We start from the raw sequence: 13,627 nt of genomic DNA, 5'->3' as shown, positions 1-13,627 counted from the left end.
CGGATTAGCCACCGGCTTGCGATTGCTTCAAACGGTTCACCTCCATGTAAGTCGTCAGCACCGTCATCGTCAGACAGAGGGCATAGCCGACTCCGCCGGCAATTCCGGCAGCGGGCATCTGTCTGCCGAGCAGGCAGCCCACGACGATAAACAGCAGGCCGCCGGCCATAAAGCCGTTGCCCAGCCACAGCCAGCCCTTGTACGTGAACTTGCGGCCGAGTGTGGAGGAGCGCTGTGAAGGCGGATGCTCAGAGGCTTGATAAGCCTTAGGAGCGGTGGCAGCCGACTTGCGCAGCTTGGCCGCTACGGCCAGCAGCAGCACGATCAGAGGCTGGTAGGCCAGGACGATGAAAATGCTGCCGAAATTGGAGAAGCTGAGCAGCTCCGTCGTGCTGTTGAAGGACAGTACGCACGTGATGGTCAATAGCAGGGAAACGGGCTTGTTGAACACGGTATAATCGTGTTTTTTCAGCAGCGAACCGAGTCCGATCAGCAGCGCCATGTAGATGGCGATAATTTTGCAGGCAATCGTCGGGAACCAGATGGTCAGAATGATAATGTCGAGCCGGTCCAGAAAATCAGTGATATGCACCATTTGCACCAGGTTGTAGGTCGGATAAAAAAAGTTGCCCGGCATCTTGGGACCCAACACCAGAATGACCAGCAGCAGGAGCAGCGTCAGCAGAAAAAAGCCGAGCAGCGCCCCGTGGCGGATGGCTGAACGAATATGGCTCGCATTGCAAATGGTGTGCAGGAAGGCGCCGAGAATGAACACATCGCCTGCGCCGCCCAGCGCCAGCATGCTGCTTGACCACAAATTGCCGGGCGCAGCGGTTAGCAGCGGCATCGCCAGCCGGCCGTCGATCTCGTTGGCCAGCAGCAGCGGCATCAGCAATACGGTGATGACGAAGAGCGGATAAAACAGATCGTTCACTCTGGCGACGACCTCGACGCTGGTTTGTCCGTAGTACATCAGCATGAGCGCAGGCAGCAGGATGATCACTTCCAGCGGCGTCGCGTGCAGGAGCAGCGTCGAGCTGAATTTGGCCAGATTGGCGACATCGCGCACGACGATCATCCAGAAATGGAACAGCAGCAGCAGCGACACCGCTGCGCCTCCCCAGCGTCCGAGCAGCAGTTGGGCGATTTCAAACAGGTTTTTACCCGGAAAGCGCATGCTGAGATAAGCAAAAAACGCCGCGATCACGAAAATATACGCAACCGGCAGCAGGTAGCTGAACCAAGCGTCCATTTCGCTGATCCGAATCAGCACGTTTTGCAGCGTCAGCACGCCTCCGCTGGAAATAATGGAGGCGGTTAGCCAGGCGAGCTGGCGCTGATTGATGACTTGCTTGTCGTCCACATGCGTCACCGCCTTCTGTATATTCGTTACAGGCCGACCAGCCGGGTCACCCACGGGCAAATCGTGTGAATGAAAAAACGGGTAGGCATCGGCAAATTCCAATGCCAATGCTTGACGGCCAGCAGCGTCAGTGTGAGCGCTGCGGCAGCATAATACACCATGCTGCAAGCAGCGGACATCTGCCGTAGGAGCGAGCGGTCCACCATAAAGGCGAGCACAAGCAGCAGGAGGATGAGACATTGAAAGATGACGCTCAATTCGAATCGCCGTCCTTTGTGACATTCTGGTTGATCAATCCGGTTTCGCTGATGGAGGCCCGGACTTTAATGTGAACTTCCGCCTGGCTGAACAACTCGCGCCAACGCGGTTCCAGCTCCTGTTTCCATAGCGCCGGGTATTTGTGCCAGACGATCATGCCCAGATGGGCGGAGTCTGTCCCTTTCGCCTGCATCTGCTTGAGCGTCGCCTGCACCGATTTTTTGATCTGCTCGGCCAGCTTGTCCTCTACCTTATGCAGCAGTTTGGGTTCGTTCAAATCCTGCTGCGATTCGTCCTCGCGCACGATGCCCACAGCTTCTACCTCCACGTTAAAGCTGACTTGTCCATCTTTCACAACGGGCTTGATCGACGTCCGTCCTTCGGTGATTTGCACGCTGATGTCTTGGCCGGGCTTGAGCGGAAAATCCAGCAGGAATTGCTTGGTATTGTTGCTGAGCCACATCAGCCCGTCGGCTTCCTCCTCCCGGTAGACGCCGATCATCCGGTCGTGCAAAAATTGCGCATAGCCGGTAAACTGCACCTCCGTGGATTTTTTCAGGCCGATTTGGCTGCTGACCGGCTCCAGATAGGTCATAATCGGGTCGCTGCGAAAAGTTAACGCCATCGCCACGTCCTTGGTCGACTGGGGCATCGTACGCGGTCCTTTGGTTAGCTCGCGAATCGCTTCGGCCGGAAACCGTTCAAAGCGCGGGTTCGTATTCAGCAGGTCGTAGCCCTTGCCCTTGGCGACGACCAGATACGTGGTCAACCGGCTTTCCGGGGCGCGAGGCACAGCGTCGAACAAATCGGAAATGCCCCGCCGCGCCATCGCTTCGCCGATAACAAGCGTACGGCGGTGCGACAAAATCAGCTTGCGTGACATCCGGTTTTGGACCTTGGCCGTCGCTTTGAGGTACGTAGGTCCGACATCGGAATCGATGTAGTAGCTTTGCGTGCCCGATGTCCCGCCGCCCCCGCCGCTTGATCCGCCCAGTTGGCCCGGCAGCGGCACCAGATAGGAGACGCGCACCTGTCCGTCGTCCTCCAGATCGACGGAGGAGATCAAGACAAAGGCGATATCGTTTGTTTCAATGCGGTCCCAGCAGCCTCCGAGCAGGAGCAGCACGGGCAGGATCAGCACGCTGCCGATGCGCCGGTATCGCTTACCCCGATCCATGCTCATTGCCCTCCTCTGTAGACTTGAAGGTATGCTCGATGCTGCTGCCGTTTACCCCGCCATCGCGGGCAATCAGATCGGGCAGCTTGCTGTCCATACGCTGGGTGTCTTTAATGGCCATAAACTCAGGCCGCTTTTGCATTTTCCACCACGGCGCGCGGATAAGCACATCCTTGAGATCGCCATAGGAGAGCGGACCGAGCGGGGACAGGTAGGGCACGCCGAAAGAGCGCAGGCTGGCCAGATGACCGAGCAGAATCATCAGGCAGATGAAGATGCCGTAGAAGCCGAACAGCGAAGCTCCGATCAGGATCGGAAAACGCAGCATCCGGATCGCGATCGCTCCGTTAAAGCGCGGAATGGTGAAAGAGGCGATGCCTGTAATCGAGACGACAATAACCATTGGCGCGGAGACGATGCCGGCTTGGACGGCCGCTTGTCCGACGACCAGTGCGCCGAGGATACTCACGGCGGAGCCGACGGCCTTGGGCAAGCGAATCCCGGCCTCCCGCAGCGCCTCGAAGGTAATCTCCATAATGAACGCTTCAATGACGGCCGGAAACGGAATGGCTTCGCGCGCCGCCGCGACGCTGAGCATGAGTGTGGTTGGCAGCAGCTCTTGATGGAAGGTGGTGATGGCGACATACAACCCCGGCGTTGTCAACGACAGGAACATGAATATGTATCGGAGCCAGCGCAGCAGCGAAGCGATCTGAAAGCGTTCGTAATAGTCCTCACTGGCTTGCAGAATTTGCATGAACACGAACGGCACAATCAGCGCGAACGGCGTGCCGTCGATCACGATTGCGACCCGTCCCTGCAGCAGCGCGCCGGCGATAACGTCGGGCCGTTCGGTATATTGAATTTGCGGGAAAGGCGAATAGGCGTCGTCTTGAATCAGCTCTTCGATAAAGCCGGATTCCAGAATCGCATCCGTATCGATTTGCTTCAAACGCTTGACGACTTCCTCGATCAGCGAAGGCATGGCCAGATCTTCCATATAGCAAATGACGACGCTCGTGCTGCTCTCGCGGCCAATCGTCATGGCTTGCATTTTCAGATGTGGCGTCTTGATCTTGCGGCGAATCATCGACGTGTTCGTGCGCAAGCTTTCCGTGAAGCCTTCCTTGGGCCCACGGACGACCGTTTCGGTCTCCGGCTCGCTGATTGAGCGTTTCTCCGGCCCGCGTACCCCCAGTAGCGCAGCCCGGTCATTGTCTTCGACAAACAGCGCCGTATCGCCGCCCAGCACAGCTTCCAGTAAATCACCGTAATTGTCGACGAGCGTTGTTTGCGACACCGGCAGTACGGACTGCACGATAGCCTCTACGGTAGCCGCGCCGTTATCCGGCAGCATCAACGCCCGCATCGTATCGTTGAGCAGCTGACTGTTCGCCAGTCCGTCAACAAACAGCAGCAGCGCCGGTATGCCGGGATAGATGGCAAATTGCCGGATCACGATGTCCGAGCAATCCGTAAACATAACTGTAAGTGTTTGGCAATTTTGTTCCAGACAGCGGTCGATCGGCTTTTGCTTTAGCTCCTGGATGAAATGGTAGTCCGTCGCGGCATCTTTGCCGTCGTTGTTCGTCCGGCTGCCGGCCCCGCCTTTGGCGTCGGGATGCCGGCGCAGCATGCGCTTGAGAAAGCTGCTCATCGCATCGTACCCCCCTTAATGACGTAGCTTGAGCGCCGTTACCGTTTCCGGGTTATTTTTCTCCAAACGCCGTTTTTTATTACCAAAACGTTGAAACGGCACGCTGCGCATACGGAATCCGCCTACGGTGAACAATAGCGGGACAACGCGGGCCAACGCTCGCCAGACGGGCGGCGACCGCCATCGAGGGGACGAGGAGGGATTGGTTTGCTCACGCTTGTCATCATCCTGCTGCTGTTTATTTTTCAGACGGCAACCATCGTAATTGGCGAATTTCGCCGACCGTCCAAGGCGGTGGCCTGGCTGCTCGTGCTGTTTATTTTTCCCATCATCGGATTCGTTATGTACTATTTTCTGGCCAAGGAGTATTCGCAGCGCAGCAAGGTGCGCCGCCGCGGCCTTCACCCTCCTGCTGAGCAGCAGCAGCGGCTGGTGCAAGGAGCGCCTGACACCGGAGCGGACGATCTGCTGAGCGAGCTTCGTCAGGTGCCGCGGCTGTGGGGGCTGCTGCAGCATATCCCCGGAGCGCCGCTGACCAGCCGCAACGAGGTTGAGATTCTGACAAATGCCGAGACAGCCTATACAGCCATGCTGGAGGCGCTTGAACGTGCCGAGCGTCATATTCATTTTGAGTTCTACACGTTCCGCGACGACGGGGCCGGGCGCAAATTCGGCGAGGTGCTGATGCGCAAGGCACGGCAAGGGGTGCAGGTGCGCGTTATTTGCGATGGCATCGGCAGCCACGGGCTCTCCGGCGATTACATACGCGAGCTGCAAGAAGCGGGTATTGAGCTGTATCGCTTTTTGCCGCCGCTCATTGCCTGGTTCGACAAGCGGATGAACTACCGCAACCATCGTAAAATCATCGTGGTCGACGGTTTGTCGGGGTTTGTCGGGGGCATCAATATCGGGGACGAATATTTGGGGCTTGATCCCAAGCTCGGCTTCTGGCGCGATACGCATGTGCGGCTTGCCGGCGATGCGGTCTATGTGCTGCAAGCGACATTTCTGAGAGATTGGATGTTTGTCAGCGGCTCCAAACTGGAGCAGGAGAGCTTGTTTCCCGCGCACAGCTTGCCTGTGGGTTCTCCGGTGCAGATGATTGCCAGCGGGCCGGATGCGTGCCGGGACGCGATTCAGGAAATGTTCTTTAGCGGTATCGCTGCGGCTCATCGCCGGGTATTGATGACGACACCATATTTTATTCCCGATCCCAGCATTGCGATGGCGCTGAAAACGGCGGCGGTCAGTGGGGTTGACGTGCGGATTATTTTGCCTTATAAAGCCGATTCGCGCTTGGTACAATATGCGACGCGTTCGTTTTTGCATGAGCTGATGCAGGCGGGAGTGCGGTTTTTTTTGTACCGGAAAGGGTTTATCCATGCCAAGGTGCTGATCATCGATCAGGTGATGGCCACCGTCGGAACGGCGAATATGGACATGCGGAGCTTCTTCAGCAATTTCGAGCTGAATGCGGTGATGTTCGATTCCCGGACGATTGCCCGGCTGGAAGCGGATTTTTTGACGGATTTACAGGAATGCGAGGAGCTACGGCTGGAGCAGTTCGAGCGCCGCTCGCGGGTGGAGAAGGGCAAGGAGGTATTGGCGCGGCTGCTGTCGCCGCTGTTTTGAGGGAATAGGGAGGACAGGCGGCTTACAGGGCCGCCTCAACAGCTTGCCATAATGCGTTGCACAGCTCGCTATCGGAGAATTGGTTGTTTACGGTCCACAGGCCGTCGCGCTGCTCGATCGTGTGCAGAAGCTTTCGCTCGTCAAGAAACTGCACCATCTGTCCGAGATTGAGCAGCGGAATCGCTTTCGTGCGGTTAATGCCGTTTAAAAAATAAACCATTTCTTCATGCTCGTCCAAGGATAAATAATCGCCTTCCTGCGGTTGCCACCAGCTGCGCAGCGTAGAAACCTGCTCGGGCGAAAGCCGGGAGACTTCCCGGTAGGTGATGCGTAGCTTCATGGTTTGTCCCCCTTTCGGATTACAACCATTCCTCCCTGTATAATGAATTTGACGTCGTAAGGAGAAAATCCTGCCGGTAATCGTTTACAATCTCGCCAGCAGCGGCATCAGATTTTGCCGGGGTGTGGCAGCGATCAGGTCGCCCATGCGGCGCAGCCGGTCGGGAACGGTATGCAAGGTAAATTCGCGTGGGCTCGGGCGCAACTCGACCTCGCTCCATAGCAGCGGCGTCGAGACGGTTGCGCCGGGCTTGGCGCGCGGAGTATAAGGGGCGGATAAGGTTTTACCCGGCCAATGCTGGAGATAGTCGACGTAGATGAGATCGCCGCGGTTTTTTTTCAGCCGTTCGATGGTGAACAGCTTGGGATGTTTGTGGACCGCATATTCGCCGATAAATCGGCCCAGCCGGCGCAATTGGTCGAATGTGCAGCCAGGCTCGATCGGAATATAGATCTGTACGCCGGTAGCCCCGGACGTCTTGGGCACGGAGCGGATGCGCAACGCGTCGAGCGCTTCGCCGATCAGGTGCGCGGCTTCCATGATACGCGGTTCTTCCTCGCGGCTCGGATCCAGATCGATAATCCACTCCGCGGGCAGCGGGTCGCCAATCCGATGAAAGGAAGGATGAAATTCCAGCGCAGCCAGATTGCCGAGCCAGACAAGCGTGGCCAGGGAATCAAGATTGACGTAATCGATACCGTCCAGCGGGGCCAGCCGCACAAAGGAGGGGAGGGGCGTCGAGGCGTTTTTTTGATAAAACGATTTGCCTGCCCAGCCGTGCGGGAACCGAATCGTCGTCAAATGGCGATTGCGGCAATAGGGCAGCAAATACGGAGCGAGCTCCAGCAGCTTTTGCAAATACAAGAGCTTGGTGATGCCCGCTTCGGGCCAAAGCGGCTTTTCCGGATTGGTAATTGTCAGCTCGTGACCTTCGATGATTAACGTGCCTTTACTCGCTACAGCCATACGCGCGCCTCCTTGAATCGAATCCCGCAAATTCCTGTCTTCCCCTATTATGGCCCCGGCGCAGGCAGGATACACTGAGAAGACAGGAAAAGGAGGCGAGCCGGGCATGCAGATCGGCTTCGAACCGCTGGCTCCGATGGAGCCGCAGCCCGCGGACGACGTACCCGCAGGAGACGGATGGCAGCATCAAATCAAATGGGACGGCGTGCGCATGCTCGTCTATGGTAATGGCGGCGTCTGCCGGCTATTCAACCGCAGGGGCGGGGAGCGGACGCTCAATTACCCGGAGCTGGTCCAGCCGCAGAGCTACTGTCGGGCCGGTTCCTTTATTCTCGACGGGGAAATCATTGCGCTGGGGGGCGACGGCAAGCCGTCGTTCCATGAAGTGATGCGCCGCGACGGCGTGCGGCGGGCCGATCGGGTGGAAGCGGCGCGGCGTCAGGTGAAGGTTGCGTATATGGCATTCGATTTGCTGTATGCCGATGGCGATTGGCTGCTGGACAAGCCGTTGGCCGAACGGCAGCAGCAGCTTGAACGGACGCTGATTCCGAGCGAGCTTGTGCAGCCTGTTGCCGCTTATGACGACGGAGCGGCGCTGATGGCGCTTATGCGGCAGACGGGCATGGAAGGCGTGGTCAGCAAAAAACGCGACAGCGTGTACAAGCCGGGCGGCAAGTCGGCGGACTGGTTAAAAATCAAGCATTATCGCGATCTGATCGGCGTTATCGGCGGATATACGCTGAATGGAGGGCAGATGAATGCGCTGCTGATCGGGCTCTACGATGTTGCGGGCGGGCTGCATTTCATCGGCCATGTCGGACCGGGCCGGCTTAATCGCGAGCAGTGGCGCGGATTAAGCGAGCTGCTGCTGCCGACAGCGACTGCGGATTGTCCGTTCGTCCGGCTTCGTCCCGATATGCGTCAGCCGATCTGGGTCACGCCGCAGTATACAGCAAAGCTGCAATTTGCCGACTGGCGGCCCGAGGAGGGACGGACGCTGCGTCAGCCGTTGCTGCTGGCTCTGACCGATCTTCCTCCGCGCAGCTGCGTGTTTCAAGACGGGAGGAATTAAGGTATAATCGGTCACAAAGAGGGAGGTGCCGCGGATGAATGGAAATGAACAGATGCCGCTCAGCTACGAGCTGGTCATGACAATGGCGATGTCGTTCAGGCTGATTGTTGATCGGCTCCACGAGCAGCTGGCGGCGTGCGGCTACGACGATGTGCGCCCGGCGCACGGCTTTGTGTTTCAACGGTTATCCTTTGGCGGCGCAACGGGCAACGAAATCGCCGAGCATCTGTCGGTGACCAAGCAAGCGGCCAGTCAAATGATCGAGGAGCTGACGGCCAAAGGCTACGTCACCCGCCGTCCTCATCCAGCCGACAGCCGGGCCAAACTGGTGGAGCTGTCTGAGCGGGGCTGGGGCTGCATACGTGAGACGGAGCGGCATTTCCATGAGATCCAGCGGCAGATCGTTGAGCTGCTGGGCGCGCAGCGGGCCGGGGAGCTGCAGCTGGACCAGCGGCGTATTCTGCAAATGCTGAACGACGGCAAACCGGCTTCCTTCCGGCCGGTCTGGTAGCGGAGCGGGCGGTACAACGCCGGGAACGCTTGACAGAAGGCGGATAGAAAGCCGGTTGGGGCCGTTGTGAATGCCAGGGCAGAAATGGGCTCCGGTGCGAAAGCGGACAGACACCAGTGCGGAAAAGGATACGGGAGCGAGAAAATCGTTCCGCACCGCGCGACTCCCGGAGCGCGGTGCCGGCCGTACGGCGGCTGAGAGGCCGTGCGGTGTTCGAGCGTTGTTACCGGATGCGGCAAGCGGTGTGATCGTCGAGCGTGCCGCCGATTTGCCGCAGCAATCCGGCCAAGTCGAACAAAGCCCAATGCTCGGCGATTCGGCCGTCGGCCAGGCGGAAGGTGCGATACATCGGAGCCGTTACGGCGAGCCCGGTCGGCGAGGTGCCGCGGAATTCACCTTGATGCGTTCCGTGCAGCGTAAGTCGCGCCATAACGAAATCGCCCTCGCAAACAAGCTGCTCTACGGTTTGCCGATGATCGGGAAAAGCGGAGCTAAGTTGGCCCAGCATGGTCTTCAGACCTTCGGCAGTGGCAGGCTGATAGGCGTGGTCGATATAATCGGCATGAAGAAAATGTTCTGTGCAGGATATATCGCGGCCGTTCCAAAAGCTTTCGATAAAATCGGCAACGAGACGCTTCGGATCTGTCACGGCAGGCTGAGAAGCGGATGAATGCATGGACATGGAAAATCCTCCTTCAAATATACGGGTAATTAGTCAATTTAATTGACTATATACACGAGTATAAAGCCGCCTTTTTATTTAGTCAAGTTAATTGACTTTCGAGAGTGATGATGGATTAACAGCATGAACCTGATGCAGATTTCATAAATCGCCTGAATGATCAATGGACACGAAAGTTAATCTCATTAAATTTCCAAGATTAATGGATGCTTATTGGATTGATTGGTTGCAATCCGGACCATCAAGCATGAAAAAGCTGCCGGTGATCTAACTCCGACAGCTTGATGCGGCTCCGTTTTCTTTGCTTCCGGCTGTGCGAAGCGGGACGCTTTGCGAACTATTCGCGGTGTGCACAAATCTTCGGGCCGGCTGTTATTGGTTTGCCGGTTCGCCGGCGTTTTCTTTTTTGCGTGCGCCTGCGGATAGCGCGGGTTCCGACGGGGACGTTGCTCCTGCTGCGGGAGGGAGAGCGCTCTCGCCGGTCGCGGGAGCGGCTGCGCCGGAAGCGGCTGTGCGTCCGCGGGCCTTCGCCGTGCGGCCTGCTCCCGCAACGCCGCTCTTGGCCGCGCTTCCGCTGCTGCGGCTCCGCTGGCCGCTTGCGGGCTGCGCCTGCTCATCCGCCGCCTCCGCGCCGCCCGCCCGTGCCGCCTCAGCCGCACCGCTAGCAAGCGCGCCCGACGTCGCTGCGCCCGCACCCGCGCCTGCCTGCGCAGCCGCCTGCGCGGCGCTCTTGCGCCCGCGCGCCTTGGGCGGCTTCACCTCCGCCTGCGCGTCCACCTCCAGCGGCTTCATCGCGTCCAGGCTCGCTTGCAGCGCCGCCATCAAATCGACGACGCTCGCCCGCTTGGGCTCCGGCGCAGCCTGCACCTCTTCGCCGGCCACCTTGCGCTCAATCGCTTCCAGCACCCTGCTGCGGTGCTCGTCCTTGTACTTCGCCGGCTCGAAGGGGCCCGATAGCTGGCCGATCAGCATTTTCGCCATCTCCAGCTCGCGTTCGTTGACTTCCCTGCCCTCCGGCAAATTCGGCACCTGGCTGATCGGCCGGATCTCGTCCGGATAAAAAATCGTCTCCATCGCCAAACAACGATCGATCACGCGGATCGCCGCGAGCGAGCTTTTGGAGCGAATTGAAACCTTGGCTACGCCGATTTTGCCCGTTTGCAGCATCGATTCCAGCAGCAGCGTATAAGCGCCAGCGCCGGTTTCAGCCGGGGCGAGATAGTACGTTTTTTGAAAATAAACCGGATCAATGTCCGTCAAATCGACGAAATCGAGAATCTTGATTTCCTTGCTTGCTTCTCCCGAAAGCTCCTCCAGCTCCTCCTTGTCGAACAGCACAAAACGCCCCGGCTCGTATTCGTAGCCCTTGGCGATTTCCTCCCAGTCTACTTCCGTCTCGCAGGTCGCGCACTTGCGCACATAGGATAACGGCGTAATGCAGGTTTTATGAATATAACGCATCGCAATATCCTTGTCCTCGGTGGCCGAAAACATTTTGACCGGCACGTGCACCAGTCCGAAGCTGATCGCGCCTTTCCACACCGTATGCATCAGGCATCCGCCCTTTCTCCAAAAATATGGCCGATTCTACCAGTATGGTCCGGCGGCAAATCCTTTATACGGCAGCGCCGGGCAAGGCATGTCCCGCTGCGCTTCGGGGCAACCTAATCTCGTATTTTTGTAGCTGAAAAAAAGGAGGCTGTGTGATGAGCGCACATGAAAAGGACACCGACCATCAGGGGAAAAAAGAATATTTCATGGATATCGACCGCATGATCAATGAGGGCCTGGGCGGCGGCAACGTGACCCTGCACAACGGCCTGATTGAAGAATCGACGACCGATACGATGGATCATCCGGAATCGGTGCAGGAGTAGGCGCCGTCCGGCCACCTGGCTGCAAGCGGGCCTCGGCAACGGCTGAAGGACCGTTCGCGGCGGGATCAGGCAAAGAGAGGAGGAAGCGTTATGGAGCTGTTTCGGGCGCAGGAAATTTTGGCCGATGAGCGCAAAATCAACGTCGAGCTGAACGGCGTAGCGGTATGGATCGACAGTGTCGATACCGACAGCCAGCAGGTCAAGGTGCATGCCGAAGACAATCCGGCCGATACGCGCACAGTCGAGGCGCAAGAGCTGCAGGAAGTGAAGTAAGGCGGAAGCTTTCGAGGGCCGCCATGATGTAAGCAAGACCTTGTGGCAGAACCGTCCGGCAAAAAAAATCGCCAAGACGGCGCGCTCCATCGTGCGGTCGCAGTTGGACTGCGGGCACGCCGTCAGCCATCTTTCCTGCACCGTGCGGGACTCCCGGAGCGCGGTGCCGGTCCTTGCAAGCCCCTCCGATTTTGCGGAGCGGGCTTTTCTTTATAGATGGGCAGGGCTATAATAAAAGGCAGCATACTGCCATCCCGGCGCAAGAAAGGTGGACGCTTGTGCAGCAAGCGGTTTATACATATCGATCAGAAAGCGAAAAGGAAACCGACGCGCTGGCCGCGGCGCTGGCGGCGTGGCTGCCTGCAGGCGCGGTGCTGACGCTGGACGGTGACCTCGGAGCGGGCAAAACCCGCTTTTCCCAAGGATTCGCGCGCGCGCTGGGCGTGACCGAGGTGGTCAACAGCCCGACGTTTACGATTGTCAAGGAATACGAAGGGGAACGTCTGCCCTTTTATCATATGGACATGTACCGCATTTCGCAGGAGGAAGCGGACGAGCTGGGGCTGGACGAATATTTTTACGGCAGCGGCGTTACGCTCGTGGAGTGGGCGTCGCTGATTGGCGATTTGCTGCCGCCGGAGCGGCTCGGCATCGCGATTGAAATAGCGGGCGGAAGCGGGCGGCTGTTTCGGCTGACGCCGCAGGGAGCCGTCTATGAGCGCGGCTGTCTGACGATGAAAGAGAACGGGAGCTTATCATGACGGATTCGAGATCAGGTAGTGCAGACATACAAACGGGCCGTTTTCTGGCCTTGGATACCTCAACGGCGTCGCTGACGATTGCCGTGCTGGAGCAGGGACGCGTGCTCGGCGAGCTGAATACGGTGGCGGAGCGCAACCATTCGATCGGGCTGCTGCCGAATATTCGCCAACTGCTCGGCGAGCTGGGCCTGAAGCCGCGCGATCTGGAGGCCGTTGCTGTCGGGCAAGGACCGGGCTCCTATACGGGAGTCCGCATCGGCGTGTCGACGGCCAAGACGTTTGCGTGGGCGCTGGGCATTCCGCTGCTGGGCGTATCGAGCCTGGAGGCGCTGGCGTATGGCGCTGCGCTGGCTGATCGCGCGGCGGCACGCGCCGAGGCGGGCGGGAGTGTCGCTGCGTCGGCGGCGCAAGCTGCTGCGGGAGCAGGCTCGACGGGGGCATCCGCCGCAGAGGGCTCGGCGCGTGCAGCGCTTGAGGCAGCGAGCGCAGGCGCAGCCGCGGAAGGGCCGCACGGCGGCCGGGCGGAATCCGGCAGCGGCAGCGCAGCCGGCGCCCTGGCGGTGCCGCACGCAGGCGACAGCGGCACGACGTGGATCGTGCCGCTGATGGACGCCCGGCGCACGCAGGCCTTCACGGCCGTCTTCGCCGCGGCCGGTACCGGCACCACGCCGCCGGCCTGGCGGCGTGTGCGCGCTGACGGCATCCGCCTGATGGGCGACTGGGCCGACGAGCTGCTGGCGCAGCTCGCGGCCCCGGACGCCCTCGCGGATGCCGCCGATGCGGCGCGGCCGCGCCGCATCGTCTTCGCGGGCGAGACGGCCGGCTTTGCCGAGCCGATCGCCCGCGTCGCCGCGCAGGCGGGCTGCGCCGTAGTCGCGCTGCCGCATGCGCTGCAGGCGAGCGCCCTCGGCCTGTTCGCCTGGCCGCGCCTCGCCGGCGGCGAGCGCGAGGACGTGCACGGCTTCGTGCCGAACTACGCGCAGCTGCCAGAAGCCGAGGTCAAGCTGCTGGCCAAGGCGCAAAAGGGGGACGACTGAACCGTGGACAATCGGCAGCAA

General features: G+C 59.4%; 14 protein-coding genes and 1 pseudogene. 7 read left to right on the top strand and 8 right to left on the bottom strand.

Annotated elements, in window-relative coordinates:
* Positions 1-4: 4 nt before the first annotated feature.
* From B5M42_RS12050 to B5M42_RS12035, 4 genes are read right to left on the bottom strand one after another with little or no spacing between them, the layout of a single operon-like run.
* Positions 5-1,363 carry a GerAB/ArcD/ProY family transporter gene (locus B5M42_RS12050; RefSeq protein ID WP_167689743.1) on the bottom strand — a complete coding sequence of 453 codons (1,359 nt, stop codon included), beginning with the start codon at positions 1,361-1,363 and terminating at the stop codon, positions 5-7.
* A 26-nt stretch (positions 1,364-1,389) separates the two neighbouring features.
* Positions 1,390-1,620, bottom strand: a complete 231-nt coding sequence (locus B5M42_RS12045; RefSeq protein WP_167689745.1) for a hypothetical protein — start codon at positions 1,618-1,620, stop codon at positions 1,390-1,392.
* Entirely contained in the window at positions 1,617-2,798 is a 1,182-nt protein-coding gene (locus B5M42_RS12040; protein WP_167689747.1) for a Ger(x)C family spore germination protein, read from the bottom strand. The genes B5M42_RS12045 and B5M42_RS12040 overlap by 4 nt, the downstream gene beginning before the upstream one ends.
* On the bottom strand, positions 2,785-4,455 hold the full coding sequence (locus B5M42_RS12035; RefSeq protein WP_230632869.1) for a spore germination protein: 1,671 nt from the start codon (positions 4,453-4,455) through the stop codon (positions 2,785-2,787). Before B5M42_RS12035 ends, B5M42_RS12040 begins: the two co-directional genes overlap by 14 nt.
* 207 nt (positions 4,456-4,662) lie before the next feature.
* On the opposite strand from B5M42_RS12035, the gene cls reads away from it, so the two are divergent.
* Positions 4,663-6,087, top strand: a complete 1,425-nt coding sequence (cls, locus tag B5M42_RS12030; protein ID WP_134751317.1) for a cardiolipin synthase — start codon at positions 4,663-4,665, stop codon at positions 6,085-6,087.
* A gap of 22 nt (positions 6,088-6,109) precedes the next feature.
* On the opposite strand, the gene B5M42_RS12025 is transcribed toward cls, so the two are convergent.
* On the bottom strand, positions 6,110-6,427 hold the full coding sequence (locus B5M42_RS12025; protein WP_134751319.1) for a hypothetical protein: 318 nt from the start codon (positions 6,425-6,427) through the stop codon (positions 6,110-6,112).
* 84 nt (positions 6,428-6,511) lie between these two features.
* Positions 6,512-7,393 carry a non-homologous end-joining DNA ligase gene (gene ligD / locus B5M42_RS12020; protein ID WP_134751321.1) on the bottom strand — a complete coding sequence of 294 codons (882 nt, stop codon included), beginning with the start codon at positions 7,391-7,393 and terminating at the stop codon, positions 6,512-6,514.
* A 106-nt stretch (positions 7,394-7,499) separates the two neighbouring features.
* Here ligD and B5M42_RS12015 point away from each other — a divergent pair, with 106 nt between their 5' ends.
* Positions 7,500-8,465: an ATP-dependent DNA ligase gene (locus B5M42_RS12015; RefSeq protein WP_134751322.1), complete on the top strand. Its 966-nt coding sequence runs from the start codon at positions 7,500-7,502 to the stop codon at positions 8,463-8,465.
* Between the two features lie 34 nt (positions 8,466-8,499).
* Complete coding sequence (locus B5M42_RS12010; RefSeq protein WP_209280672.1) at positions 8,500-8,976, top strand: MarR family winged helix-turn-helix transcriptional regulator; 477 nt, start codon at positions 8,500-8,502, stop codon at positions 8,974-8,976.
* Between the two features lie 223 nt (positions 8,977-9,199).
* Here the strand turns inward: B5M42_RS12010 and B5M42_RS12005 are convergent, their stop codons facing one another.
* The gene (locus tag B5M42_RS12005; RefSeq protein WP_134751324.1) at positions 9,200-9,658 is read right to left on the bottom strand and encodes an ester cyclase; all 459 of its coding nucleotides are present in this window, start codon (positions 9,656-9,658) and stop codon (positions 9,200-9,202) included.
* A 708-nt stretch (positions 9,659-10,366) separates the two neighbouring features.
* Positions 10,367-11,209: pseudogene (gene ku, locus B5M42_RS12000) on the bottom strand (non-homologous end joining protein Ku); the annotation flags it as partial.
* Positions 11,210-11,364: 155 nt separating this feature from the next.
* Here ku and B5M42_RS11995 point away from each other — a divergent pair.
* The 4 genes from B5M42_RS11995 (at position 11,365) to tsaB (ending at position 13,606) form a co-directional block, all read left to right on the top strand.
* Positions 11,365-11,535, top strand: a complete 171-nt coding sequence (locus tag B5M42_RS11995) for a hypothetical protein (RefSeq protein WP_167689749.1) — start codon at positions 11,365-11,367, stop codon at positions 11,533-11,535.
* 90 nt (positions 11,536-11,625) lie between these two features.
* Complete coding sequence (locus tag B5M42_RS11990) at positions 11,626-11,808, top strand: H-type small acid-soluble spore protein (RefSeq protein ID WP_134751328.1); 183 nt, start codon at positions 11,626-11,628, stop codon at positions 11,806-11,808.
* Between the two features lie 278 nt (positions 11,809-12,086).
* Positions 12,087-12,569 carry a tRNA (adenosine(37)-N6)-threonylcarbamoyltransferase complex ATPase subunit type 1 TsaE gene (gene tsaE / locus B5M42_RS11985; protein WP_134751330.1) on the top strand — a complete coding sequence of 161 codons (483 nt, stop codon included), beginning with the start codon at positions 12,087-12,089 and terminating at the stop codon, positions 12,567-12,569.
* The gene (gene tsaB, locus B5M42_RS11980) at positions 12,566-13,606 is read left to right on the top strand and encodes a tRNA (adenosine(37)-N6)-threonylcarbamoyltransferase complex dimerization subunit type 1 TsaB (protein ID WP_134751332.1); all 1,041 of its coding nucleotides are present in this window, start codon (positions 12,566-12,568) and stop codon (positions 13,604-13,606) included. The genes tsaE and tsaB overlap by 4 nt, the downstream gene beginning before the upstream one ends.
* The last annotated feature ends 21 nt before the right edge of the window (positions 13,607-13,627 follow it).

Source organism: Paenibacillus athensensis, assembly GCF_004514475.2.
Lineage (GTDB): Bacteria > Bacillota > Bacilli > Paenibacillales > NBRC-103111 > Paenibacillus_AL > Paenibacillus_AL athensensis.
The sequence above is the reverse complement of the archived record's forward strand: the minus strand, read 5'-3'. Positions and strand labels throughout refer to the sequence as shown.